Origin of the sequence: Lysinibacillus xylanilyticus (genome assembly GCF_001708185.1) — a bacterium.
Taxonomy (GTDB): Bacteria; Bacillota; Bacilli; order Bacillales_A; family Planococcaceae; genus Lysinibacillus; species Lysinibacillus xylanilyticus_A.
Genome location: NZ_MDDN01000004.1, coordinates 387,269 through 412,414 on the forward strand (window position 1 = coordinate 387,269; position 25,146 = coordinate 412,414).

A 25,146-nucleotide genomic window follows, 5' to 3' on the forward strand; every position below is an offset into this window, starting at 1 on the left:
TTAGTTAATTAGTTAATTTCCTTAAAAACTAATGAATTTAAACTATATTGTTCTAAAGAATTTTTAATCATATTCGATATAAATATACTTCTTTCGCAATCTACACACCCATACTCAAGACCCTCCAATCTTTTTTTATCAAATATAGGCATGTAAAAATTATAATCCTTTTCTAATTCATCATATGCATTAAATTTGGATTCTTCCCAATTAATACAATTAATAGTATTAGTAAAGTTAATTATTTTATAGTTATGTGGTATCTGAATCCCCTTCGAGTCTAAAAGATTAAATACAATCCATTGAACATCATCATTAATACCTACTATTTCTTGCCATGTTTTAATAAATTTCTCACTCACCAAATAAATCCCCTTAGTGAAAATGATATCTTGTTTAAAAAATAAGTCTGTATCGCCATAAACAATAATATCAAAATAACTAATTTTTGCATCTAATGATACTCCATAATTTATCATCCATTTATTATTATTTGGATCATCAATGTTAATAATCAAATCTTCATCAGAAATTGAAACATCAAAACTCTCAATTATATGGTATTTTATTTTTATCCGCATCTAATTTCTCCTGACATTAAACCTTTTCGTAAGTCATCCATTAAATCATTTACCCTATTTTTGTAAAACAAATCTCCTGCATTCAGAGCTTTACCTTCTTTCAGTATTCTATCAAGTTCCTTTCCAACATACTCATTATATTTTAAGTGTACTTGATTATAGCCATTGTGCAAAGATCTATTAGGGTCCATTCCTTCAAACATTGGTAAATGAACAACGTTACGTGAAATTTTATCAACATCTATACCTGATAGTCTTATTGCATCATGAATAAACCCTGTCTTCCCATAGCCACCTAATGACTTCGGAATAATGTGATGCCTTTGCCACGCTTGAAAAGATGGTATTTCATCCATAATACTCCATAATCCAAACGGATCTAATTGTGAATTACAGTCACCCACGTACCCATACAAAGTAGGATTTCCACCTGCAAGTCCAATCGGGTCTACTTGAGTATAATTCCCTTGTTCTGGATCGTAGTATCGGAATCGATTATAATACAATCCTATTTCTACATCTTCATACTGTCCTTGGTAACGGAATGGAATAAAGTCTTTCTCACCTGTAAATTCATTCACTCTACCGTAGATATCAAGTTCAGCAGACCAAACCGAATTACCTTCTTCATCATAGGCTTCTACAGGCGTTCCTAGATAGTCACAAATAATACTGTAGTTACCATCATTCGTGATTTTAGCTGAAGGTACGAACCCATCATTAAACACCCATGTAACTAAATTATCTGGCATTTCGGAGTTATTCTGTGAAGAATGCTCCACCAGATTTTCAAATTTATCTGAACCTTCCTCCAAGATATATTCATGTAGGATAGTATTCCCATCCCAAACGAAACTTATTGTTTTCTCGTCAGAACACTTCTCTATTCGTCTACCAAGCGAGTCATACTTGAAAGTAACTTCCGTGTTATCTGGTCTGATGACCTTCGCCATCATGCCATTGCCATAATACTCGTATTTCCACGTATCACCATTCTTTTCGACTTTTTGAACAAGATTACCCTCTTCATCATAAGAGAATGTTGCCTCTCTTGTTTCAAGCAATCTGCTACCGGCACCATAGACACGATCTGTCTTTTCCTTCGTCTCATATAAATTCCCAACATCATCGACACTGCGGTGTAAGAAGTCAAATTGATCGCCTTGATTGGACCAAACGAGGTTACTAAATTCATCGTAGCCATAGGAAACTTTTACACCTGTTAACTCGTTTACCATGCTTCGTAGGCGATGATTGACGTCCCAATTATATACGCGTCTTCGTGTGTCACGGTTTTGACTATTTATTCGATGGTGTGTCGGTCTACCCGTTGCATCATACTGCCATTTGTTAATGACATCTCCTGGTAAGATTCTTTCAATCTCTTGGCCGAGTTCATTGTACTGCATCGTTGCTGTCCAATTCTCTTGCTCTAAGCGAGAAGCTGTGATTTGCGACACATTCCCCATTTCATTACGAGCGACATCAATTTTTGCACCTAAGCTACTTGTAATCTGTGAGCGATTACCTAATTCATCATAGCTACTCGCAATCCAATGGTCATTCTGCCACTCCTTGATAACTTGTCCTGATGGGTCTCGCTCCAGTTTTACTTTCACATGCTCATTCTCAGTCTCAATTAATGAACCATTTTTGTCATAGCCAAACGTTTCCCAAGTGTCATCATAATAATCAGCCCGAATGATTTTCCCTAGACCGTCATGCTGGTACGCTGTCCAACGATCACCTGGACGTTGAGTCCTCTGAACCAATCCAGCTAGACTTCGCTCATACGTTCTTTCCATCTCATCAAAGCCGATTTCCTTGATAACATTCCCTTTCGTATCGCGTTCAAACTGATACGCTTCACCTCTTTCGTTGATCACCGCATTTAGCTGCTCTTCTGTGTCATAGGTGAATTTGACTTTCTTTCCACCTTGTTCTCGAGACACCAAGCTGCCAAGAATGGTGTAATCAAAGGTTACTTGCGTATGGTTATCTTTCGCAAAAATGACATCATCATAGGCATCGTACTTTAATTGAACGTCGTTACCATCTGAAAGATTTGCCCGTACCAGACGATTCAAGTTATCGTAACGGAATTTCTCTGTGGCCCCTAGCGGATTTGTCGTTGTTGTGCAGTTACCACGACGATCATACGTCCAGGTTGAACTTGTCCCGTCTGGCAATGTCACCTGACTTAAATTCAGATCAGCATCATAAGCTAAGCTTACCACATGGCCTTGCGCATTTGTCACCGTTTTAATTAAATATTGCTCATTATAGGAAAATTCCGTTTTCTTTCCATCTTCTAAAACATTTGCCTGCAATGTACTATCTTCATTATAAATCCACTGACGACTCCCCCCCTCTGCATTAACAGCCTGAATCAGTCTATTTTTTTCATCATACTGAGCGGAAAAGGTACTGCCATCTGCAAGAGTAATCGTCACTGGATTTGCCCATTCATCATAGCTAAATGTCGTCACACGATCATCTTCGTCTACTGCTTGCAGTAATTCAAAGTCCCCATTATATTCATAGCTAACTTCACTACCATCTGGATGAACAATTTTCGTACAGAGATTATCTTCGTTGAAATAATAATAACTCTTATGCCCTAAGCTATTGGTAATTTCGTTATAGCCCTCGTGATATGCAAGCTCCCCTGCAAGGACATTGCCATCTCCCCACGTTTTGATGACTCGTGCACCTGTCGTTGGGCCATCATAGCGCCAGAAGAAGCTATTTTTATTGCGATCTATTTTTTGCATCATTAAGTGATTGTTATATTTTATATGCGTACTTTGCCCTAACGCATCTTGGATTTCGATTAAATCTTGTCCGTCATTATAATCATAGCGAACTAAGACTTCACGACTCATTTGATTACGTAAGGCGACTTCCGTCATTCTGCCTGCCTCATTAGTAGTAACCTCTAGCACTCTACCAACACTGTCGGTTACTTGACATAGGAACCCTTTAAGGTTATACGCAAATTGAATATGATGGTCTTGCTCATTTCTTACTTCTTTTAATCGGTATTTTGTTTCTGTTGTTTGTTCAAATACATAAATCAATCGTGTATCATGTTCAAACAAATGATACTCCTCACCTGTATTTGTCAGGGTCATTCTTTCTCGCTTGTTAAAATACGGCAAGTTTATTGGTAAAATTGGAAAACCTACTGCGCGACCATCCGTCACAACAATCCCAATCAGGTCATCTTCTTCAAAAATCTCTAAGGCTAGATCGTATGTAAAGTGCATACCATGACCTGTTAAGCCAATACGGCTACTATCACTGTACCAAGCGCGTTCCCATGAAAGGGGGATAGGTCCAGGTAGTTCAAAGTCGACACCTTCATAAATCATACGTCCTGTAATTAAATCAACGGGTTCAAAACCTCTTTTACAGAATTTTTTACTTAGCCCTTGTGTACAATTAAATTTCTTTAATACCCCATGATTAAATTTTGTTAGCCCAGCTTTGGCCATATCCTTCATACCTTCTACTGCCTTCGATGCAGCGAGCAATTCATCCATCGATGAAATGACTTTATCTGCGGCCGTCTTCACGGCCTTAGTTGCTTTGTTAGCTAGTTCCGCTAGTCCCTTTACTGCATCTAAGGTTTTAGATACTTTCGGATAAGCTGCCTTCATCCCTTTTGCTACAGCTTTTGAAGCATCTATTGCCTTATCAGCACCTTTTGCAGCATCAGCAGCTTTATCTAAGAGTTTTGCCCCTTTTTTGACCTTGTAGGCTCCCTTGGCGGCATCACCAACTAATGGGACCGCACCTACTAAGTTCATGGCTGCATCCATGTAATTCCCTCTTGCCAAGCTGATTCCTGCATTCGCAATATCTGCAAATGTACCGATGACAGGAATAAATCCAGCAACATCCAATGCTGCACTTACGCCATCTACTAAACTACTAAACCAGCCTTTCTTCTCTTTCTTCTCTTCTGCCTTTTGCGGGAAGATTAAGTCAACTTTACTCATTGCTTCGATTGCTTCTTCATTTAGCTTCGGTGGCTGGCTCTTCTTCTCTATACCTTCTTGTTCAATAAGCGTACTAATTAATTGTGTGTCAGCGGCCATAATCACATGACTTTGTTCCTTCGCTGATATCGCAATCCATTCTTCCGCCTCTACGGCTAGCTCTTTCATCCCACTAATTTCGAGAGTTTCATCCGCCGCTAGCATGATGGTACTGTTACTTTGAAATGTTACACCATCTCCATCATCCATCTTTAAGTCCAAGACACCATCTACAGCACTAAAGGTAATATCCCCTACACCTAATGTCACATCTTTCCCAACATTAGTCGCCAAGGATTTAACGGTAGTGTCCGCCATTTTCTTCGTCTGCTTTTGCCCGCCCTCTGGTGTGACTGGATTCACACGCACAGAGCTGATAACGATGGCTTCTTCTTCGACTGCACTTGGAAAATGCAATTGAGCACGTGCGCCTATTTGAGGCATTAAATACATAACACCATTGGCATCTGCTGAATAAGCAAACCAATGTGCTTTTGCTTGATCCTGGCTTTTATCGATATCTAAATGAATTTTAACGGTGTTTTGCGTGACATCAATGATCTTTCCTGTAAACGCTGCGCCAATGAGGTCTAAATTGCGTACTAATCGCTGACGAATACTTTTCTCTGGTTGGGCAGTATATTGAAACTTCAACACACCTTCATCAAGATGGGTTTCTCTAGCCGTTACGATATAGGAGCTTCCCTTGAATTGCACCAACGTGCCCAGCTCATGGGGTTCCGTGCTTTCAAACTCACAAAATGTATAATCGGCTTCACTCACATCCGTGCCATCGTTTTCAGTAATCAACCGGTACGCATCGACATCCATTCGTACTATAGAAGGCAGATGGTCGATCGTTATGCTTTTTCTACTTTGAGGTGTACCAAGCCAGAACCGAGCTCCCTTTCCTTTTAAATCAGGAAAAACAACGGCGTGCAAACGGGAGGCCATTCTTTTAATAAATTCCCAATCTGTTTCTAAGTATTGAATCGCGATACTACCAATGGCTTGACCGTTAGAAGCTTGGTCAATGTAATCCCCGTTAGGATAGGCTTTCACGATGTTATTTATTAATTGCACATACGTCATATTGGCATCTTGAAAAGAACGTGAGCGCTTTGCAATATCCATATTTGCTGTAAAGGATACAGCCTCAACGGAGACATAGTGCACCCCTTGTGCTGCCTGCAACTCCGCATTTTCAATTCTTCCCGAGAACAATATGGCACTGTCTCGTCCAAATTTCACAACCACTTCATCTGTATGATTGACCCGCTGAATATACTTTTGCGCTTGCTCTTCAGCAATCATTCCCGTAAAGTACAATCTTGCATGATCATTGGCCTTATGTTTAATAGTTAGTTTATCTAAATGAATAAGTGGATAAGGCCATTCGAGCACAAGATCCTCATACGTACTAACCATGTGTACTTCCTTTTCTTCTAGCGATTTCATTACTTACCTCCTTTCAATTAACCTCGTCTTTTAAAAACCTTGTTTCGGTATTTCTACTTCCTCTTGTCCGTCATGAATAATTTCGATTTTGCCTCCACCTGCTGAGCATTGGGTATGGCAGCGGCTTAATAACGCTTGCTTCCCCTCGAAGTTGACATTTTCCATTCCTTCCATCCAATCAATGGAGCAAGTTGGTGTACATGGCTTTTGCAACTGTAAACAAACACCAAAAGTTGGAATGTTGTCAGGGTTTCGATCCCCTACATTCATGACGGCTTTCTCTTTAATATAAACGCCATGATCTTGCGGCAAATTTAAATAATTGAGGTGGCTACCATGTTCACATGAAATGATTGCTCCATGTACGACATAACTAAATTGCTCCTGTTCTGAACCTTCTGTTTCCAAACTTTCTACAACTTGAGCCATTAAATATCCTTCCTTTCGTATCGATTGAACACTGTTTCAAATTACGACAGTGTTTTGGAATGATTTATTAGAATGATCTATCGTCCTTGTAGTTTTACTCGTTGTAAATGAATCCCGAGATATGGTCGTCGCAGCATACTTTCTGCAACATCTAGATTGACGATGGTGAACGATTCCTTTTTGCCGTCGACTTGAAAAATACAATCCAGTTCCACTTTCTTCGGGTCAATCACGAGTTCCTTTATTTGTCCGTCTGGATAATAAATCGTGTCATCGGAAATACAGTTCTTCTTTACAATGTCCATAAGCCAATGCACACGCTGTGTTCCTTTCTTCACATCCGTGAAGACAATGGCTGTAAATTCTAAGTTATCCTCATATTTCACCAATAACCCTTTTAAATCATCCGACACGATTCTACGAGGCTTCTCTAAATAATCCAGATATACCGCATTCTCTTTTTCTATTACTTCCCCGAATACAGATGAACAGATAAAGTTATCATCGAGGTCTGTCTTGAAAGGAATGATTGGATTTGTAATGCTTTGATCTTGCCGAACAATAAAATACTCCATCTTTTCCTCCTGTAACTATCATTTCTATTAATTTCAACGTTAATGAATCCAATGAATGTCTTTTATCTGGTCTGGGCTAAATAGACACTTCTCTTGATCGCGTTTAAAGAAGGTAGCTCCTTTTAAATTGGCACCTGTAAAATTGGCGCCTGCAATTTGTGCAAACTCAAACCGTGCATTTTCCAAATTCGCATGACTAAAATCAGTACCTAAGTAACACGCAACCTCGTTATCGGGAAGCATCAACGTTTTCCCCTGTGCATGTGTAAAATTAGCACCTGCTAAATTAGCATTTCGAAAATCAGCATCTTGGATGGCTGCATAGGAAAAATCAACATTCGCTAAGCTACAATCTACAAAACTAGTCCCGACGCAAACACTTTGTTTCAATGAAGCCCCTTCTAAGTCACTGCCATTGAAGTTTGCATAGGAAAAGTCCATTTCGTTGAAGTGTTTTTGCTGTAATGGTAGACTTGAAAAGTTTTCAAACGTATACGATTTGTCCATCTCGTTTTTCTCTAACCATGAGACAAGATTTTCCTCCACCCGTTCTCGTTCGTCGATGATCGCAACATCTTCACTAAATCCTTTATATTCACCGACACGAAATCGTAAACACGCGGCTCGTTGAAAGTCTATTTCAGGTACGCTGTCTTTTTGATAACGGAAAAGATAGCGTACCAATTGAATAATATACTGGTGAAACAGAATCACTGTCTGTTGAATAATTCCTCGAACGTCAGCTGCTTGGATGGAGAGATATGGCTTTCTTTCTTTTTCAAGCGTTTTGTGTAAATCTATAATCGCCTCACTAAGCCAATCCGCTTCATACTGTGCCGTGCATTCTCCCCATTCGTAGTACCATTTTTCTCCATACGCTTCTAGCAAATACGTACACTTGTTATCTAGTAATGATGTTCGCAGCAATGAAAAATGAATAAAGGCAACTGGCGCTAACCTTCCCTGCTCTTGCTGATCTCTAATATTTGCAAACAGCTGTTCAAGCGAGTGAATGATTGGTTTTAGTAAGATTTCCTTCTCTTGGCGAAACTGTCGATCAACCTTCTCTTGTAATCGGCTGATATGAACTGACACGCATTCATCCATAAAATGCTGTAATGCTTCTTCTCGTTTCATGCGTTCACATCCTCACTAATTTGCTCGTACTTCTGTTCCTTTGATCTCCATTTTGTCTTCCATCTTGATTGAACTGTCTTTACAAGTCATCTCTATTTTCTCGGTCGCATTAATCATAATTTGCTTCGCATTGATGGCGACTTTATCTGTTGCTTGTAAGGTAATATTTTTATCACTTATGATAGAAATCCCATTATCATCCATAAGCGAAATCATTAATCCTCCACCAGATATGACAATACGATCGGGTGCAAGTAGAATTTGTTTACCGTGCTTCGTTCTAAGTGTTTTGACATCTGGATCAGCCATCCGTGCTGGGTCTTGGCGGCTATCCTCTGGTGGTGCAGGTCTTGAGCCACCTCCTCCACCTCCGCCACTAGCACTGGCACTTCCACCACCGCTTGGACTAGGCGGGTTCGTCGCTGCTAACATTGAACTAGATTGTGGAGGCGCTTTTGATACAGAACTAATCGCAATCCCTTCATCCTCACGATTGCCTGGGAAATAGATTCTAACGTTATCAGATAGCTCCGGCATGAAGTACCAGCCTGTATTATCTTCTGATGCATAGATCGTTGAATACGGAAACCAATACGCTGTATCTTTTTCTTGACCCTCATCGAAATCGACATGAATACGAATTTTGTCCCCCGCAACATCAATTACTTTCCCTTGAATAGAGGCGCCAATAATAGCTTGATTATAAGTAGTGTGGACACTGAAGCCGTTCTGAGGTGTTAACGTATAGATATGCTTGAACAAGCCATCTTTTAAAGTTGAGTAGATTTTATAGACATACAAATTCTTTGATTGGAACGTCACTTCATTGCCTATTTTGAATGGTTGGAACGATTCTACTTCATAGTACATATAGTCACTATCAGTAATACCGTCAAGATGATTTTTACTGGACACAAGGAAATTGCCAATCGCCTTTTTAACTCGATAATTAATGGCCTCCATTTTCTGCGTGCCTCCAGCTTGAAACGGTACACCGAAGTAAAACTTGGCGGCCGGATGAACCGTATCTGGCACCAGGCCTGTATGGAATCGTGATGCCATTCGTTTAAGAAACTCCCAATCTGTCTCTATATACTGCATCGTGAAACGACCAATACTAGCGCCTTTAGTGGCATAATCCATAAAATCTGCACCTTTTTGATCGGCAATACATGCATCTATTAATTCACTATAGGGCATACTCGCATTTTGATAAGTTTGGTTTTTCTTCTTCACATCTAACACATACGTATGCGAAACTGCTTTAACCTCCAAATAATAGGTGCCCAAAACCGATTTCACTTGTACATCTAACGCAAGCCCATTAAAAATAGGAATAGTTTGTCCACCACTGCCGATTTGCAATACTTCAATAGCTGTTTCGGCATCCGTCATATACACATAGGAATCTTCGAATTCATCTGGAATCACGCCTGTTAAATGCAATGTAGCATGCTCATTCATTTGTTGCGTAATTTCGATTTGATCGACGCGAATATTATAGGGCATCACGATGATATCTTTATACGTCAAAGCTGTTTCCTTGCTCATTCGACAACACCTTCCCCATCTAATAATTTGTTTTCAACCGAGATAGATTCCATCATGCCGTAAGCAATGGGTTTCCAAATATTCATCTCTTTTTTCAAACAATTAACCGAGCCCATCGTCACATTCTCGCCTACTATAAACAAAAACATTAAATTATAAATCTTGTTATCTAGTGCTGGCGAAATGAAGTCAAAGTAACCAATTTGTACATCGTTAACTTCAATCATGGCGGTATCCAACATTTTTGTAGTTGGCTGCGTTTTTTGAAGGATGTTCCTCATGGCCTCTGTGAAGTCTTCTAATTCCTCTGCTTTTATCTGTTGTTCCATGATTTTCAGCGTGACGTTAATTGAGGTACTTTCGCTTGTGTAAATATAATCGGGTCTACGACTGGATGGATATTTAATATCCATTAATTCAGGCTCCATCACATCAAATGTTGCAGGCATGCACATCCGGATTTGATCCTCATAAAAACTCATCTCTTTAAACTCAATCGTTTCATCTTCAATCATGAGCTGACCATCTTTAATCGCCTTCACAATATCAGTATGTAATAATTGGTTTTCGATGTTCTCCATTCGTTTCTTCTGCCTTGCATGTTTCGTCATCTCAATAACTTCTTCATCCATAAAACTCATTTTTTTCGCTCCTTTGTTTCGATTAGTCTTTCTATCTCATGACCTTGTATTTTTTCACTTTCCTATTAAAGGTTAACTCAGCTGTCATGTTCGAAAATAGCTTCGGCATTCAGAACGGAATCTTTCCTTCCATGACAAGCTGAATCAATGACCGACATATTCTGCTCATCTATATTGACAAAGTCCTTGGAGGGCTCCTCATACGGTGTATATCCTTCTTATTAAACCGCTTCCTGCTGAGCTAATTCACGTAGTCCGTTCATGAACATTCTTCATCTGCAGACCATCAGCTAGTCAACAATCATGCGCTTTGGTCGCCCTTGGCTATGCCCTGTCATACGACCACCGCGCTTTGATTCCAATAAAATACGGTTCAAGTATTTATGAATTTGACTATTAGAAAATGTTTGGTAGTCTAGCTCTAGCCGATTGCAAATATAAAAATCAATCGCATCTCGTTGAACCCGCTCCTGATTTATGCACTCTAAAGCAAAAGCTATATCATACGGATTCGCTGGGCGATTTTTTAACAGCTCTCGTGCAAAATAGTGCAAAATGATTGGATGGTATGTGCTTTTTTGAAAACCTGCAAATTGACTGTGAAGATAATTAACCGTATTGTATTCAGTCGCAATATCGGAAAAATCAATATACTCCGAGCGCAGTTTTGCACCCGATTTTAATTTAAAGCGCGCTAACTCTAGCTCATTATTTGCAAGTTCTAATGAATCATCTAGGACTATTTCTGTTGTGAAGTTTCTAAAATCTAATTCATTCACTTCATCAGCAAAGCGTACTTTTAGAATCTTTTCGTTTCCGGTCGCTTCATAAGGAAGCTCATAGCTACTATGTAGCATATAGAGCTTTCCGTTATGCTTAATAATGCCTTTCCCTATAATGAGGCTTGTATCTGCTACGATAATATTGGCACCAGCAATAATGCCATTAGAATAATCTTGGAAATACAAATCTAAAAATTCTCTTGGGTAATCTCGCAAATTTTCCAGCATTTCTCGCTTTAAAATGCGCCCTTTTTGAAAATGTGGATATTGATTGGCAAACAAGCTGTCACCCACCTCTTTTCTCGTTTTTCACTGTCATCCTCTGGAGGTTTTACTTTAATCCATCAAAGAAATCTAGCTCAGACAAATCTGTTTCAAAAGCAAAGAATTCCTTCCTTCCAATAAACAGCTGTTCGTCTTTTCTTGTTACTGGTACGACATGGAAGCCCCAATGATCTTCGCCTGCGAAGACAAAGAACTTTACTTCTCCATTAACGATGGAATCTGTCTCGTCTTGTGGAATTTTATCTTGATAATACGCCGCGATATTCTCATAAAGGACAGGCACAAAATCCTCTTGACGATTAAAGTAAGTGTATTTATACGATAAGTTATCATCACTACCCGTTAGGAAGAATTCAACCTCTGTTACACCCCACGGACGGGAAATTGTACCGTGAATTTGATTCAACCTCTCTAAACTACTGATGAGTAATTTTTCCTGACGATTATGTGTAAAGGCGCTAACCGTATAAGGTACTACTGGTGCATGATTCGTCACTTCCGTTTCGATCATGCCAATCTTTTTCGCATTTAAATAACGAAGGGCTCCTCTTAGGCAGGCAAGTTTTAGTTCAGGTACTTTGCCGACATTTTCAGCCTTTTGTCTAAATTCAATGCTGCGTCCTGGTACAAATTCCTTTAATGCCTCGCGGAACGCATCGATTTTACAAGATTGTCCAGTTAGTTTGATAATGGAATATTCTCCTAGAATTCCACTCTCATAAAACTCCTCTAAAAACTCTCGCACAATATCATAAATATCAGCCTTAATAAGATGATTGATTTCCTTAATGTTGAAGAAGACATTTGGATAATCATAAACTTCCTTAAATTGATTGTTTTCTAGCATGGATAGACACCAGCGGTCTACAGCTGTGACATTTAAATCACTATCCTGCTGCATATCACTATCCGAATAAAAACGACTTCTTAAAATGCCTGTTTTTCGGAAAAATTCCTTCTTCATTTCCTCTGCCATTTCCCATAAGAAATAATAATTGTTGCGGACACGTAGGTATTCATCACGTGTTCGATTTTCATACTCCTTAAAACGCGTAGGGATAATGTACTCGGCATCTAAAAAGGCTTTTTCGAATTGCTCGTACACTGCTTCTGTGCCGTAATCGTCTACATATCGATAAATATCCTTACCAGGGATATCAATTAATGCGTCAATATCATAAGCATTTTTCCCTCGACTATAGTAATTCGCAAAGACAATTTTCATAAATTGAAAAATACGATATGTAATATTGTTGCCACCAAAATTCGTATCGCCATTTTCATACGTTGTATGAATATCAATTTTGTATGAAATACGCCCATCCTCTATTCGAAACTTACAGGAGGAAAGGTCTGTAGTTCCACCTCCACAATCGATTACGAGTGCTTTATATAGCTTGCCATCTAGAAAGCTATTATTCTCTATTTGATTGGCGATTGTATTATAAAGAACCGCCATGCCTTCATCGAGGGCATGCTCCGTTTCGATTTGGTATTCAGGTAAAATCGCGTGAAACATATCTAAAAATTGCGTTTTCAGCTTAACCGGACTGGAAATATGCAAATGTTTGAAGCGACATTTAAATTGATGCTCCGCCATGCGAATAATATAAAGCAAAAACTCTCTTAAAATTTGGCTTCGTGGCACAAGTGCCGTATTTCCGTTGGCATCCATCACCTCTTCCAATTTGGCATAATTACTAACCCAACGTTTAATGCCTTGGAATTTCGTTGCCAATGATGTATAGCTATTTTTTTTCATCATTTTTAACGCTTCATAGCCGAAGTGATAGCTAACTTGGTCTGCATTTGAGCAATCTGCTACAGTCATGACCGTCGGTACTACTTCGATCCATTCGTTTTGATGAAGTGAATCTGGAAATTGGACAAAATTGATGCTATTTAGCTGAATTCTTTCATTTAATAAATCATGACTGCAAGGGGAAGAGACATAATCACTCTCTAAATAGACACCAGCTGTTGTATTTGTTGTTCCAAAATCAATAGCAAGAATAGCATTGGTTGTTTCTAGCTGTTTAATCTCTAAATCTGGTATTGGCACCTTATAGTAGTGAAGATTTGTAGGCGGAAGTGGGGATTCCTGATAGTACGTCTTATAGATATACTCAGAATCTTGCTTTCTTAAAAAAATAAAGCTATAGTTTTTATTTTTTGTTTTTCGTATCCCAATCGCTTCATCAGCAGCGAAGAAGTACTGATTTGGGACTTGGTCGTCTTTTAGGACATTTAAAATACCGCACAGCTCCAATTGCTCATTTACTAGCAGTACATTGGATTCAACGAGAAAGCCGCCTGTTTCTACGAAATACTGATCGGGTTTATCCATCTTCATCCCACTATACAAGCTCATTTTGGCTGGAATTTTAATATCACCATTGTCAGACATAGGTGTTTTTAAATACTTTTGCATGGCCGCTTCGACTCTTTCAAAGCCCCCATCCTTGCTTTCTTTAATAAGAGGATTTTCTTCAGCACCACGATATCTTAAAATCTTGTCGATTAACTCGTCTCTTGTCAGTGAATTAATAAGCCCTGTCACAAGTTTTTCCTTATAACAAATATTTCTAAGCTGGAAGGTTGTCATTTCCATTAATTCTACCCGTGTATAGGTCATATATTTCTTTTCTGTATAACGCTTATTGGCATATAGCTTATATGAATATTTAGTCGTCATTCAAAAATCCCTCCTCTGCCCTGTTCAGTAAAGAACTATTCGATCTAGCTTCATTGTTTCCTCTGCACCCATAATACCGAAGTGATATTGCCAATAAACCTCTATATGAAAGCCAATTGGCAGAAAAATTTCTTGTACAAGCTGTACCTTTCGCTGATTTTGTTCTGTCTGCTTCTGAGGTATGTATAAAAGCAGCTCATCCTGCTCCTCCGATTTCACATAAATGATGCAATGCTTAAAGAGCCTTTTCAGCGTATCCTTTAATAAGTAGATTTCTTCCCCTGTCTGGTAAAGCCTTAGCATATTCAGGACAACTATTTCTTGCTCCTTTTTCGTAAAAGCATGAATATTGTCACGTACCAAATTGCCAAAGACATTTGCTTCGATTTCTTTAAGAATAAAGCGAATAAAGAACTCTCTTTTATTCATGCCCTGCATACGATCGATTTCAGCTAAGAAATGCAAGGCGATGTCAAAAAGATAGTCCCTAAACTCTATATTTGTAGTATTGTCCGGATGGAAAAGATTGTTGAAAATCTCGTAATAGCGATAATAAGGATTTACTTCAACATGCTGTTCAATATCCTGTGCATTTAATAGTTGTGGGCTAAGTTCCATATAAGGTGAATAGACTTCGGCAAGATGAAAATATATATCCTTTTTAGAAAGACCTTCATCCTCAGCCTTAATGAGCAAATCCCAAATATAGTTCATAGCCAAACACCTACACATTCATATTCGAAGAAATGTCGTTGCACTTCCGACACGAGGAAGCTCAAAATATCATTTGAAATAAAGTTTCTTTCCTCTTTCGCCTTAAACTTTAATAGCATTGTTTTTTTATGACCATGATCTCCTATTATTTCCGTTAAGAAAGGGTTCGCAGAGTGACTAAAGCTTGTTCCTGAAAATGAGTCCAAGATGTCAACATCTACAAGCTCAAGTCTAGTGGCTACCTCGAAGGAATTAATCATACGAGTAATTTCGCCCTTCGTTTTAACACTAGCCGTATACGTATTAGCAAATTTGTTCATAAAATGCTCTATTCGTCGGTTCGATACAAGCTCGTAATTTAATTTCCCGATCTTCTCATCTTCCATTTTTACAATTTTTATGAGCTCCCAAACCCCTGATTTATCTTGCGGTGAAACAACTGTCAATTCATTGTCTGAACGTTTAACGTAGCGAACATTTTGCTCATCAGCTTCAACAAGATAGCCATGTTGATTTCCGAGCTTTCGTATGGAAAGGACATGCTCAAAATTCACCTTATCAACGGCTGGCACGGGAAACCCAACATTTTTCAGCGAATGCCGTTCAATGTTCCAAAGCGGCACCATATTCAGTCGTTTTTGCGGCTCATACTCCTCTAAATCAATGATTATTTCAGTGATTTCAGCATCCTCGTTTAAAGAAGGACAATCGACCAAATTCACATCAAAAAATTTATAAGCGAATGGATGATTGATTGTCCTCCATGGTAAGCCATTTATTTGGAAGATTGGATATAGCCTGTCGATTTCCTGCAAGTAGCTGGTGTTTCTTGTAAGACTGACCTTAATCTCTACTTGTCCTTCTGTCGTGACTAGCTTTCCACTGAAACGTCGCTGCTCAGCAAGTAACTGTCGAATTTGCATGGAATCACACTCTAAAAATAATGGGAACAGTACGGACGGTTCATTTTTTTTATACGATTCAAGCAGTTTTTTTATATTGATAGGTTTACTTTCTAAATCAGCTGGCCGCATCGGGAATAAGCATTCATGAATGGGATCAATATCTTCCTTAGAACTAAGCGTCACATAAATGTCAAACCTGTCCTCTACATCATCTATTTCGTTGAATATGCGCTCCTCAAGTCTTTTGTTCATTTCATCCTGATAGTCGATTAAATTTACAAAAACGCCACTGACAATATCCTTTAGTAGCTGACGTTGTTCTAGATCCTCTATTTTACGTAACCGTTCAAACATGAGCTCTTTCATCAATTTATTTTCCCTCTTTCATCAACTCAGAATCAGATGGCTGATTGGCAGCTGTCCCTTCATCCATAGGTGGAATTTCTTCCTCAGGTACTGCTTTACCAGCAGCTGGTCCTTGAGGAACAGGATTTAATTTATCATTGGCGTTCATAACCTTTCGCTCTAGACCTAAAACCTTTGATAGGAGCTCTGTTTCCTGATAAATTTCCTGTGCAAGTGTATAATATTCAATTGCTTTTCCGTACTCTTGGCGTGCATAGCTTTGATCCCCGCTTTTTTCTAAGCCTTCAGCCTTTAATTCCTTCTGGGTCTTTTTCAATTCGGCTATTTTAGCCTCGGTCTCTTCTATTTTCGTCTTTATTTGAGGTTCACCAGTATAGGCAATCGGAAGCGCTTTTTTTCTTGCCTTTTGATAGCTTTCAAGAGCTCCATTGTAATCCTCAGCCTCAAATCGATAATCTCCATCTTTTACTGCTTCAGCAATTTGTACAATGGTATCCATATTAGCGATCTTTTGTTCAGTTGCTTCTTTTCCAAAATCATCAATGAGCTTGCCTTCCTTTTTAGCCTTTTCATATTGCTTAAGCGCATCATCAAATTTTCCTGCTTCTGCTGATTTATCCCCGTTAATGATCAACTCAGTAATTCTTAATTTTTTAGCTAGCAAATTCCTATGTATTGGGTCGTGCAATTTCTTTGCTGCATTTCTACCCTGGCTATATTCAAGAAGCGCCTTTTCATAATTTCCATCTTGAAAATAAAGGTTTCCGCTCTTTTCATGATCTTTCATTTCTACGGTTAATTCAGCCATTTTTTTCCCTTGCTTTGCTTGATAATAAATTGCGCCTCCACCTACGATTAAAGTGACGATTAATGCAGCTGCAATCATTTTGATGTATTTCATTTTTTTCTTGTTTGTTTCCTGGTAAACCTTGTTAACAAATATAGCAGCGATTGTGTAATTATTAACAACTTTTCTTTGCCTGCTTAAAAGTACCTCTTCCAATAAATCAGTATATTGCTCTGGCTCTTTTACATCTTCCAGCGCGTCTGCCATCTCAATTTCACCGACATCTTCCCAAAAGCCGGCTGTACAAAGCACTAATACATCGCCATCCATTAACTTCATTTTCTTAGAGACAAAAGGCTGAAAATCATTTGGTTTGCCAAGATAATTTAGCAGATTGGTTCTTTCTTCATGCTGACTAATATCTAGCGAACGTTCCCTATTACTCACTAGCTCCTGTGCCAAGCTTTGATCGGTGCTTTTAAACGATAAAGTACCATTCCGGAAATGATACAGTCTCGAGTTTCCTGCCACTGCCACAATCATTTTTGAGTAATCTGATACGACTATAACGATACTAGCTTTTAATCTCACTCGTAGGCTCTGATTCTGAAGGATGTTCTGCGCATATCTTATATATTTTTTTATGCTTCTTCTGGACATGGATGGCTTTTCCATAAATTTCTCTAAAATCGCCTTCACAGCAAGCTCTGCACTACTTATTTCCTGATCTGAATCTAACCCCTTCACAGCTACCCAGCAGGCTACATCGTCCAGCTCCGTATAGGCAAAGTAATCTTTATTTTGCAAAAACGAGCCCGCTTCGGATAAAAAGCTTGTTTTAAAGTTGCTATTTTCCTTTCTCATGATTCCCCTCCTCAATATTAGTAGTAAGAGCTCTGACCGATAAAAAGATGATCATGTTTTTTCTAGGATAATGATTGTTGCATTATCTTGATTTTTCAAGCGTTTTTGTTCAACAGCTTTAATGATATTTTGCGCAGTATCATAGGTTGGCGCATGCTGAGAGAGAATTTTTTCCATTTCAACCTCTGTTATGGTATCGTAGACGCCATCACTAAATAGACATACCTTGTCCCCTCTATGAAGTTGAATCGGGCTTTTTCCTATATCTAGATTTTTAAAACCTTCATATCCTAAATAATTTATAAGTCTCTTTTTTAAAGGGTTTTCCTGCACTTCAAGCTGCGATATTTCACCAGCTATATAACGTTCTGTTAATACGGATTCAAAAATATGCTTTTGATTGATCGCGATAAATTCTCCGTTTCGAAAAATTGTTATGACACTATCTCCAACGGCTCCCCAATGAAGGAATCCATTGTTATCAATAACGACCGCCACTAATGTAGTACCACCATTAGAGCCATTTAAATTTTCGAGAATCATATGGTTACTCGCTAAAGCCGTTTCCTTAAAAAATTTCTCCAGATTACTTAGGCCACTTAGCTTTTTGAATTCTTGTATAAATGTCGTGACAGCAACCGTACTTGCCATCCTACCGTTTGCTAATCCACTGATGCCATCTGCCAGAACTGCAATGGTTCCATAATTCGTTTCAGATGTAGAGAAATAGTCATCCTGCTCATCACGTCTACCAATTGTTTGACCATTTCCAATTTCAATCCTGCTTGTTTCATTTTTTTGCGTAAGCATGCTTCTAATCATTAGTAATGTAATGAGTACAATAATAAATACTAGCGCAATTATGTACGGCAGTAGTTCCAGTCCCATTTATCATCATTCCTCACTCTGGTTGTTTTCCCATTCAAAGTGAACGCCACATAAAGGAATGAAAAGGAACATACTTCCACCTAATTGGATTACATCATATGCCGCTAACTCTGTTGGTGTATAAATTGCTTCATTGTTAAGATAGGCTAATCCCGATGCATCTCCAGGAAGTAAATAGAAATTCCTTTTTTTAGGATCATATACGATGACAGCATGGTTACGCTTAGAAATTGAATTATCTCCAACGATACGAATATGCATATCTTCAGCTCTACCTATAAAGTTCTTTTCCGATAAAATCCGATAGTCTCGCCCCATCTGAGGTCCTTCAATACAAACTAACCATCCCGTTACCGGATCGATTCCATCCATTTCTCCGAGATATGGCATTGTCTTATCATCAACATCTACTGTTGTTTGCTGACCGTTTGATCTTTGCTCCTGTTCCACCATTACATTGCAATACGGACAAACATTTCTATGTCTTCTTGAACTAAACATGTGACCATTTGTACATCTAATCAAACTCATTTTCGCTATCCCCCGTCTATGTTACGAATTTTATTTTTCTCTATTTCACTAAAATCCGTGTATTTGCTATGTATATCGTATCTCCATTACCTATTGGGTAAGGACTTTCGTGCTTTAATCTATTTTTAACGCGCTTATGAGCTTTTTTAATACCAACACCATTGACAGAATCAATGTCCTCTATGTACCATACTCCAGATACACAATTTAATACGGCATGCTCATAGTTGATGAGTGATTCATATTCTGTACCACTTAAGTCGATATCTGCCTTATTGTCAGTTGAACTTTTTCCAATTAATAATGAAGATTGGTCATCTATCACCCATTCCTCGATTTCCACTCCCCGATCATTAAGGAGAACTAGCTTTTGAATGTCCGTTATGGTCACATCGTTTTTTGTTACTCTTGTTTCATATTTAATAGAGCCAAAAATAATAGCGAGTATGACCATTACTGTTCCAATAATCGTTTTCAACAGAACATCCTGATTCATGACAAATACATATAGAATAAAAAAGAAGGCAATTGTAACAATAATGATATCGATAATTTTTATAATCATTTGTTTTTTTGTGTTTTCACTGTATACATCCATTGAATTTTGATCATACATGATATCACACTCCTTCATACTTGCTATGGCTTTATATTACTTGTTAAAAAACCGTTCAAATAAATCCGTTGTATCTATCGGATTCTTCTTTGTATTCTTGTTAAGGGTTGATGACGTTTCCTTTGTTTTAGGATTAAAGCCAAAAAAATGCTCAAAGTTCTTTTCAATATTGTTCATATTGAAATCTGGCTTTTTTTCAGTAGACTGTTGGCGTGAAGATTGTTTTTCATTTGTCTGTCCTCTACTCCAACTTTGACCCACTCCATCTAGTCGCGCGTCATATGCCTCTCTTGAAGCCTGATCCTTCAGTACTTTGTATGCCTCTGTCACTTCTAAAAAAATCTTTTCAGATTCTTTGTTTCCACCACTCACATCTGGATGATGTTTTTTTGATAGCTTTCGATAAGCGAGTTTTATTTGATCGTGTGTGGCGTCTCTACTGACACCTAAAGTTTCATAATGCGTTTTCATGTTTTTCATCCCCAGTATTAGGATTATTCAAAATTATCTAAGGAGCTATAAAAGCCCCTTAGATAATGTGGAGTGCTATCAAGCAGCAATCTTAGACAGCGTAGCCGCCTTCGATTTTCGCCAAGTCTGTTTTGTCTTTCTTTTGCTTAACGTATAAGTAGAATTCACCGATACCTTCTGTGTCGCCATATTTTTCTGTGTAGTCAACAACAAAGGCATTTGGGAAATGAATTTTTCTTACTACTTGATCAGCAGAAATAACTTCTAATGTTACTTTACGGTAGCAGTCAGCCTTTTCAGCTGGTACTAATGACCATAATCCTAATTTCATCGTATCATCTGAATTGTCACCATCAGTTGCCGTAAGGATTTTACCTCTAATTTTTAATGTTGCGCCTACATCTGTAGAACGTGCGTTAGAGTCATTTGGAGTATCTGTATCATACTCAACAGACATAATGCTATCTAACCCTAGTTCAATTGCTTCTGATCCTTCTACTTTTAATACAAAACCCATTCTTATTACCTCCTAAAATTTGTAGAATCGACTCGTTAAACTGCTGTAGATGAAATTTATAATGTTTTCAATTTCTCAAGCCTAATGCAAGTGCATAAAGCATTGAGAAATATGTAATCATTTCACCTTGCAATTTATGGTAGATTCATATTTATGTTAAAAGATTTATGAATAAATCTTAAACATCCTACTTAAAAAGTTGATCATTGTATGCTGAAACTTGTTAGGCCTTAACAGCGCTTGATGCCTTTGTAATCATAACTTCCAGGTTCTTCACATTACCGTTGAACACGAGGTCAATCTGGCATAGGCTTGTTTTTTCATCGATAAAGAAGCCGATATCGTCTCCATCTTGAATAATGGAGTTTACAAAGCCTTTATCATTAAGCCACTTGCTTTTTTGACTACTTGGATTATTACTAAAGAATCGAACAATATTTTCGTGCTTAAAGTCACCTGATTGGAATCGTAGAATTCTTTCAATATACGTACTAACTTGTGTTTTGTAGATTGAATCAAATCCATCTTCTTCCATCGCTAAGCTTCTTGCTTTATACACGGTAATACGTTTAATATCCTTATCTTGTAGCTGTGCATTTTCTGAAGAGAATACAAAGCCAAAGCTTCTGCTGTTAATAGCATCTTTAATATTATTAGTAAACCCTGAGATTTCTTTTGCCATTGTTGTAACGGCTCTAAGTGAGTTATCTCCGGCTTCAATATCGAATCGCACACCAGGGTAATTTCTCTGAACACTTCTGAATGATTCTTTCAAATATTCTGGACATTGATAAGCTGAGACGATACCTGCAGCTACATAACTTGCACCAACATAGACTCCCTCTATCCAAAGCTTTAAGATATCCTCTTTTTCTTTAGACAGTCGAGCTCCATTTTCTGTTGTTTGCATTCTTGTATCAATGATTACACCTGATTTATCTTTTGGAATAATGGTGAAGTTCGGTAGACATGGTATTGCGAACTCACTATAGTCTTTTCGAACAAGCACTGAGCATTTATCGATCAGTCGATCAATACCTGCTGTTGCAATGCCATTGAATGTTGTTTCTTCTTCTGCCATGAAGTTGAAGAAGATTTGAATCTTATAATCTTTCACTGTATCTAGAAGAATAGATAACGATTCCATTGTATTTCCTTCTTGCTTAGCAACTTTATCGTTCCCTTTAAATCTAGATCTGCTAACTTTCATTTTTCCAGATGCCTCTAGTTCTAGTGCAGGGACAATCCCGTACCAAACTGTATCTGTAAAGTCATTTTTAGAGTTAACAGTGTTTAAATACGTACGTAATCGTGGTACGTTATTACTTTTAACAAGCATATCTAACTTCGTATTTGTTACAAGTAACGAAGGCTGCATACCTTTGTTTTTAGTCGCATACTGATCAAAGTACATTTTTACGCCTAATAGTTTTTCCACTAATGGCTTCACTGTTTTTACAAATTCATCCTTAGCATTCTTATAGAATTCTAAGTAGGTATTGTAGTTTTGTACCTCAGTTTCTACATCAAATTCAGCCTTCACAGCTGGCAATGGAGAGAACGTTCTTACGACTAAATCTTTGACATAAGAGGATGGTGATTCTGTAATCGCCTCATAGTCCTCTTCAAAAACTGTGCTTAAACCATAGTTACTATTTTCTTCAATAACCATCAGTTCAGAGCTATTATTTTGCGGTGCCTCGATGATTTTTAATTCACCATTGTCACCTATAGAAAGTGTGCCAATTTGTAATTTTTCGGACTCATCTTCATCCTGATTAACGCCCAACAAAAGTCTTGTTTTAATATCTTCGATCGCTAATGGAAGCATCGCCATGACATTGTTGTAATTTCTACTTGCTACTTCAAACATCAGGTTTAGCTTGTCCCCTGTATCCAATTTTTTTGGATCGTCGTCATCTAATTTGTCATATTCACCGTATAGGTAATGGATTTCTTTTCGGACTTGTCGAATGTCGTCCATAACCTTTTTAGGAGAGATCATATCGAGCAGATTTTCAAATTTAAAATCTACATTCGCAATACCCTGACTTCTTTTCGTATCAATGAGGGTGAATAGCATCTTTAAAAAATCATTATTTTGATCAATGGCTATTTCAGAAATACAGTCGTCTTGAATTCCCTCAGGTTTTTTAAGTGTATACATTACCTTTTGGTTAGCAGCATTGTAGAATGAGTAAACCGTTGGAGAAAACTTATCTAAAAATTCGTCGAAGCTTTTGACAAGTAGATATTGATTGATTTCTTTAATCTTTTCATCACTAAGACTGTCAATCCCTTTTACATCTCCAACAAGCGTGATTAAATCCATTTTTTCCGGATTAATTTCCTCAAAGAGCATGGTTCTGTTTGTTTGACTAATAATCTCCATTCAGTCGGCCGTATGATTATACAGCCATCCCTCCTTTTATAACGAATTTCGAGTAAGCATAATCATTAGTGCGCTAGGTAATTAAATTAAAAAAAGAGAATCTTCAGTTATTATTTAGCAGATTAAGAAACATACATGATTCTCTACTATTTAACATCACATCACTGATGATAATATGTATCACAAAGTAACTATATACAATATCTAATTTTACTGTCAATATTTACAATAGAATATTCTGTAAAATAAGAATATTGTTTCATGTTTAGTGAAAATTAGATAAAGTTAATTTTTTTGATATTTTTAACAAAAAACATTATTAAATATCCATTTTTTATTATAAAAACAGCTTATGGCGTAGTTATTTCTAGTCCATAAGCTGTTCGGTAAGTACTTATTTATTTTTGTAAAATGAGAATATAGCATCAAATTTGTGAAATAATTGGTCATTTAGAATTATTTACCTTTAAATAGGTCCTTATCCTGTTGATATTATGTTCCAAAGAAATAATCAACTCCATATATTTAAGTGAAGGGCATCTTCTTTTCGCATGCACAGATAGCCCCCACATTATGGTTTGTGACAACAGAATACTCACTTTTTTATTATAATATCTGACATTCTCAATCCTATCCTCGATTAGTCGCTGGGATATATCCATTGGAATTACATTTGTTAGTGAAAAATAAAATGTTGCAGCTAAACTATAGATATCAGTATAGACACCCTGCTCCGACTTATAGGAATATTGTTCAAGAGGAGAATAGCCCGAACTTGTAAAAATTTGATAATTTTCAGCTGTTTTATAAAAAATCGCTGAGCCGAAATCTAGTAAATATGGATTACCCTCTGAATCTATCATAATATTACTTGGTTTAATGTCACGATGGAGTATGCCCTTTTTATGTAAATAGCACAAAGCTTTCATTAAAGGGAGAAATATATCCGAATATAAATGATCTCTTTCATGAATTTGAAACTTATTTAAATACTGATCTAATAACATCCCTTCATAATAATCCATTACGATATAAATCGATTCATTCTCCTCAAAATGTTCGATATATTTGACGATATTGGGATGATCGATTTGCTGCATAATGAACGCTTCATTCTGAAAAATCTCTTTTAAATCTTTAAATTTCTGCTTCGTTGAAGGTAAACGGTTAACTACAGTCTTATTATCTAAATCCCGTAAAGCGATATCATGTGGAAAAAACTCTTTAATAATTACCTTGTCCCCACCATTGTTATTTTCAGCAATATAGACGATGGATAATTTACTAGTAGCCATAACTTTTTGAATTTTATATGTATCATTTAAAACACTGTTTGTTGGTAAACTCAACTCAACTTGAATCGTTTGCATCTTCAATCTACCATCCCTTTCATGATATTTCGTCGTAAATATGTACAATTCGTGACAAAATAAGTAAAAATATATGTAATTATTTTAATTAAAATACAAATTAATGTAATTATATCAATATATACTTTTATATTAAATAGTGATCTTTAACAGTTCGGTTCTACATTAGATACTGGGATTGACACAATGCGAAACCTCCTAAAATAATCCGGTGACGCCTCCTCTTTATTTATGAACGTTCTATTCGTCGCTCTGCTCTTTCCTTCCGTCGCTCTGCCTTTTCTATCCGTCTCTCTACTCTTTCTTTCCGTCGCTTTGCCTTTTCTATCCGTCGCTCTACTCTTTCTTTCCGTCGCTCTGCTCTTTCTTTCCGTCGCGCTGCTCTTTCTTTCCGTCGTTCTGCTCTTTCCGTCGCTCTGCTCTTTCTTTCCGTCGCTCCGCCTTTTCTTTCCGTCACTCTGCTCTTTCTTTCCGTCGCTCTGCCTTCTTTCCGTCGCTCCGCCTTTTCTTTCCGTCACTCTGCTCTTTCTTTCCGTCGCTCTGGAAAG

The 25,146-nt window shown here is 37.7% G+C and carries 20 protein-coding genes; all 20 read right to left on the reverse strand.

Annotated features, from left to right (window positions below; translation table 11 throughout):
• Positions 1 to 8: 8 nt before the first annotated feature.
• The 20 genes from BFJ97_RS11835 to BFJ97_RS24180 all read right to left on the reverse strand — a co-directional run bounded on the left by BFJ97_RS11835 (position 9) and on the right by BFJ97_RS24180 (position 25,055).
• The gene (locus tag BFJ97_RS11835; protein WP_083227010.1) at positions 9 to 581 is read right to left on the reverse strand and encodes a hypothetical protein; all 573 of its coding nucleotides are present in this window, start codon (positions 579 to 581) and stop codon (positions 9 to 11) included.
• Entirely contained in the window at positions 572 to 6,082 is a 5,511-nt protein-coding gene (locus tag BFJ97_RS11840; protein WP_068984834.1) for a DUF6531 domain-containing protein, read from the reverse strand. The genes BFJ97_RS11835 and BFJ97_RS11840 overlap by 10 nt, the downstream gene beginning before the upstream one ends.
• 30 nt (positions 6,083 to 6,112) lie before the next feature.
• Positions 6,113 to 6,511: a DUF4280 domain-containing protein gene (locus tag BFJ97_RS11845; protein ID WP_068984835.1), complete on the reverse strand. Its 399-nt coding sequence runs from the start codon at positions 6,509 to 6,511 to the stop codon at positions 6,113 to 6,115.
• A 77-nt stretch (positions 6,512 to 6,588) separates the two neighbouring features.
• Complete coding sequence (locus BFJ97_RS11850) at positions 6,589 to 7,086, reverse strand: hypothetical protein (RefSeq protein WP_068984836.1); 498 nt, start codon at positions 7,084 to 7,086, stop codon at positions 6,589 to 6,591.
• Between the two features lie 39 nt (positions 7,087 to 7,125).
• Positions 7,126 to 8,223, reverse strand: coding sequence for a pentapeptide repeat-containing protein (locus BFJ97_RS11855; RefSeq protein WP_068984837.1), 1,098 nt, complete (start codon positions 8,221 to 8,223; stop codon positions 7,126 to 7,128).
• A gap of 15 nt (positions 8,224 to 8,238) precedes the next feature.
• Positions 8,239 to 9,774, reverse strand: coding sequence for a phage baseplate assembly protein V (locus tag BFJ97_RS11860; RefSeq protein ID WP_068984838.1), 1,536 nt, complete (start codon positions 9,772 to 9,774; stop codon positions 8,239 to 8,241).
• Positions 9,771 to 10,415 carry a hypothetical protein gene (locus BFJ97_RS11865; protein ID WP_068984839.1) on the reverse strand — a complete coding sequence of 215 codons (645 nt, stop codon included), beginning with the start codon at positions 10,413 to 10,415 and terminating at the stop codon, positions 9,771 to 9,773. Before BFJ97_RS11865 ends, BFJ97_RS11860 begins: the two co-directional genes overlap by 4 nt.
• Before the next feature lie 290 nt (positions 10,416 to 10,705).
• The gene (locus tag BFJ97_RS11870; RefSeq protein WP_068984840.1) at positions 10,706 to 11,479 is read right to left on the reverse strand and encodes a DNA and RNA helicase; all 774 of its coding nucleotides are present in this window, start codon (positions 11,477 to 11,479) and stop codon (positions 10,706 to 10,708) included.
• Between the two features lie 49 nt (positions 11,480 to 11,528).
• On the reverse strand, positions 11,529 to 14,177 hold the full coding sequence (locus BFJ97_RS11875; protein ID WP_068984841.1) for a molecular chaperone: 2,649 nt from the start codon (positions 14,175 to 14,177) through the stop codon (positions 11,529 to 11,531).
• A 24-nt stretch (positions 14,178 to 14,201) separates the two neighbouring features.
• The gene (locus tag BFJ97_RS11880) at positions 14,202 to 14,897 is read right to left on the reverse strand and encodes an iron-dependent peroxidase (protein WP_083227011.1); all 696 of its coding nucleotides are present in this window, start codon (positions 14,895 to 14,897) and stop codon (positions 14,202 to 14,204) included.
• The gene (locus tag BFJ97_RS11885) at positions 14,888 to 16,162 is read right to left on the reverse strand and encodes a normocyte-binding protein (RefSeq protein ID WP_068984881.1); all 1,275 of its coding nucleotides are present in this window, start codon (positions 16,160 to 16,162) and stop codon (positions 14,888 to 14,890) included. Before BFJ97_RS11885 ends, BFJ97_RS11880 begins: the two co-directional genes overlap by 10 nt.
• A gap of 4 nt (positions 16,163 to 16,166) precedes the next feature.
• Positions 16,167 to 17,813 (reverse strand): serine/threonine protein phosphatase, encoded by a 1,647-nt coding sequence (locus BFJ97_RS11890; protein WP_254660160.1) that lies wholly within the window; start codon positions 17,811 to 17,813, stop codon positions 16,167 to 16,169.
• A 51-nt stretch (positions 17,814 to 17,864) separates the two neighbouring features.
• Positions 17,865 to 18,701, reverse strand: a complete 837-nt coding sequence (locus tag BFJ97_RS11895; RefSeq protein ID WP_068984843.1) for a PP2C family protein-serine/threonine phosphatase — start codon at positions 18,699 to 18,701, stop codon at positions 17,865 to 17,867.
• 6 nt (positions 18,702 to 18,707) lie between these two features.
• Positions 18,708 to 19,232 carry an FHA domain-containing protein gene (locus tag BFJ97_RS11900; protein ID WP_068984844.1) on the reverse strand — a complete coding sequence of 175 codons (525 nt, stop codon included), beginning with the start codon at positions 19,230 to 19,232 and terminating at the stop codon, positions 18,708 to 18,710.
• Between the two features lie 40 nt (positions 19,233 to 19,272).
• Complete coding sequence (locus tag BFJ97_RS11905) at positions 19,273 to 19,848, reverse strand: FHA domain-containing protein (protein WP_068984845.1); 576 nt, start codon at positions 19,846 to 19,848, stop codon at positions 19,273 to 19,275.
• 36 nt (positions 19,849 to 19,884) lie between these two features.
• Positions 19,885 to 20,319 (reverse strand): J domain-containing protein, encoded by a 435-nt coding sequence (locus BFJ97_RS11910; RefSeq protein WP_068984846.1) that lies wholly within the window; start codon positions 20,317 to 20,319, stop codon positions 19,885 to 19,887.
• A 91-nt stretch (positions 20,320 to 20,410) separates the two neighbouring features.
• Entirely contained in the window at positions 20,411 to 20,836 is a 426-nt protein-coding gene (locus tag BFJ97_RS11915) for a membrane-associated protease 1 (protein WP_068984847.1), read from the reverse strand.
• 223 nt (positions 20,837 to 21,059) lie between these two features.
• Positions 21,060 to 23,228 (reverse strand): transcriptional regulator, encoded by a 2,169-nt coding sequence (locus BFJ97_RS11920; RefSeq protein WP_068984848.1) that lies wholly within the window; start codon positions 23,226 to 23,228, stop codon positions 21,060 to 21,062.
• 446 nt (positions 23,229 to 23,674) lie between these two features.
• Positions 23,675 to 24,598 carry a serine/threonine-protein kinase gene (locus tag BFJ97_RS11925; protein WP_068984849.1) on the reverse strand — a complete coding sequence of 308 codons (924 nt, stop codon included), beginning with the start codon at positions 24,596 to 24,598 and terminating at the stop codon, positions 23,675 to 23,677.
• A gap of 229 nt (positions 24,599 to 24,827) precedes the next feature.
• On the reverse strand, positions 24,828 to 25,055 hold the full coding sequence (locus tag BFJ97_RS24180; RefSeq protein ID WP_139114433.1) for a hypothetical protein: 228 nt from the start codon (positions 25,053 to 25,055) through the stop codon (positions 24,828 to 24,830).
• Positions 25,056 to 25,146: the final 91 nt, after the last annotated feature.

Coding starts and splice junctions, on each gene's coding strand:
- BFJ97_RS11910 (WP_068984846.1), bottom strand. CDS start 20,319: ATGAAAACGCATTATGAAACTTTAGGTGTCAGTAGAGACGCCACACAC.
- BFJ97_RS11895 (WP_068984843.1), bottom strand. CDS start 18,701: ATGGGACTGGAACTACTGCCGTACATAATTGCGCTAGTATTTATTATT.
- BFJ97_RS11900 (WP_068984844.1), bottom strand. CDS start 19,232: ATGAGTTTGATTAGATGTACAAATGGTCACATGTTTAGTTCAAGAAGA.
- BFJ97_RS11875 (WP_068984841.1), bottom strand. CDS start 14,177: ATGACGACTAAATATTCATATAAGCTATATGCCAATAAGCGTTATACA.
- BFJ97_RS11890 (WP_254660160.1), bottom strand. CDS start 17,813: ATGAGAAAGGAAAATAGCAACTTTAAAACAAGCTTTTTATCCGAAGCG.
- BFJ97_RS11920 (WP_068984848.1), bottom strand. CDS start 23,228: ATGGAGATTATTAGTCAAACAAACAGAACCATGCTCTTTGAGGAAATT.
- BFJ97_RS11835 (WP_083227010.1), bottom strand. CDS start 581: ATGCGGATAAAAATAAAATACCATATAATTGAGAGTTTTGATGTTTCA.
- BFJ97_RS11885 (WP_068984881.1), bottom strand. CDS start 16,162: ATGAAAGAGCTCATGTTTGAACGGTTACGTAAAATAGAGGATCTAGAA.
- BFJ97_RS11850 (WP_068984836.1), bottom strand. CDS start 7,086: ATGGAGTATTTTATTGTTCGGCAAGATCAAAGCATTACAAATCCAATC.
- BFJ97_RS11905 (WP_068984845.1), bottom strand. CDS start 19,848: ATGTATGATCAAAATTCAATGGATGTATACAGTGAAAACACAAAAAAA.
- BFJ97_RS11845 (WP_068984835.1), bottom strand. CDS start 6,511: ATGGCTCAAGTTGTAGAAAGTTTGGAAACAGAAGGTTCAGAACAGGAG.
- BFJ97_RS11840 (WP_068984834.1), bottom strand. CDS start 6,082: ATGAAATCGCTAGAAGAAAAGGAAGTACACATGGTTAGTACGTATGAG.
- BFJ97_RS11925 (WP_068984849.1), bottom strand. CDS start 24,598: ATGCAAACGATTCAAGTTGAGTTGAGTTTACCAACAAACAGTGTTTTA.
- BFJ97_RS11915 (WP_068984847.1), bottom strand. CDS start 20,836: ATGGGTTTTGTATTAAAAGTAGAAGGATCAGAAGCAATTGAACTAGGG.
- BFJ97_RS11860 (WP_068984838.1), bottom strand. CDS start 9,774: ATGAGCAAGGAAACAGCTTTGACGTATAAAGATATCATCGTGATGCCC.
- BFJ97_RS11865 (WP_068984839.1), bottom strand. CDS start 10,415: ATGAGTTTTATGGATGAAGAAGTTATTGAGATGACGAAACATGCAAGG.
- BFJ97_RS11855 (WP_068984837.1), bottom strand. CDS start 8,223: ATGAAACGAGAAGAAGCATTACAGCATTTTATGGATGAATGCGTGTCA.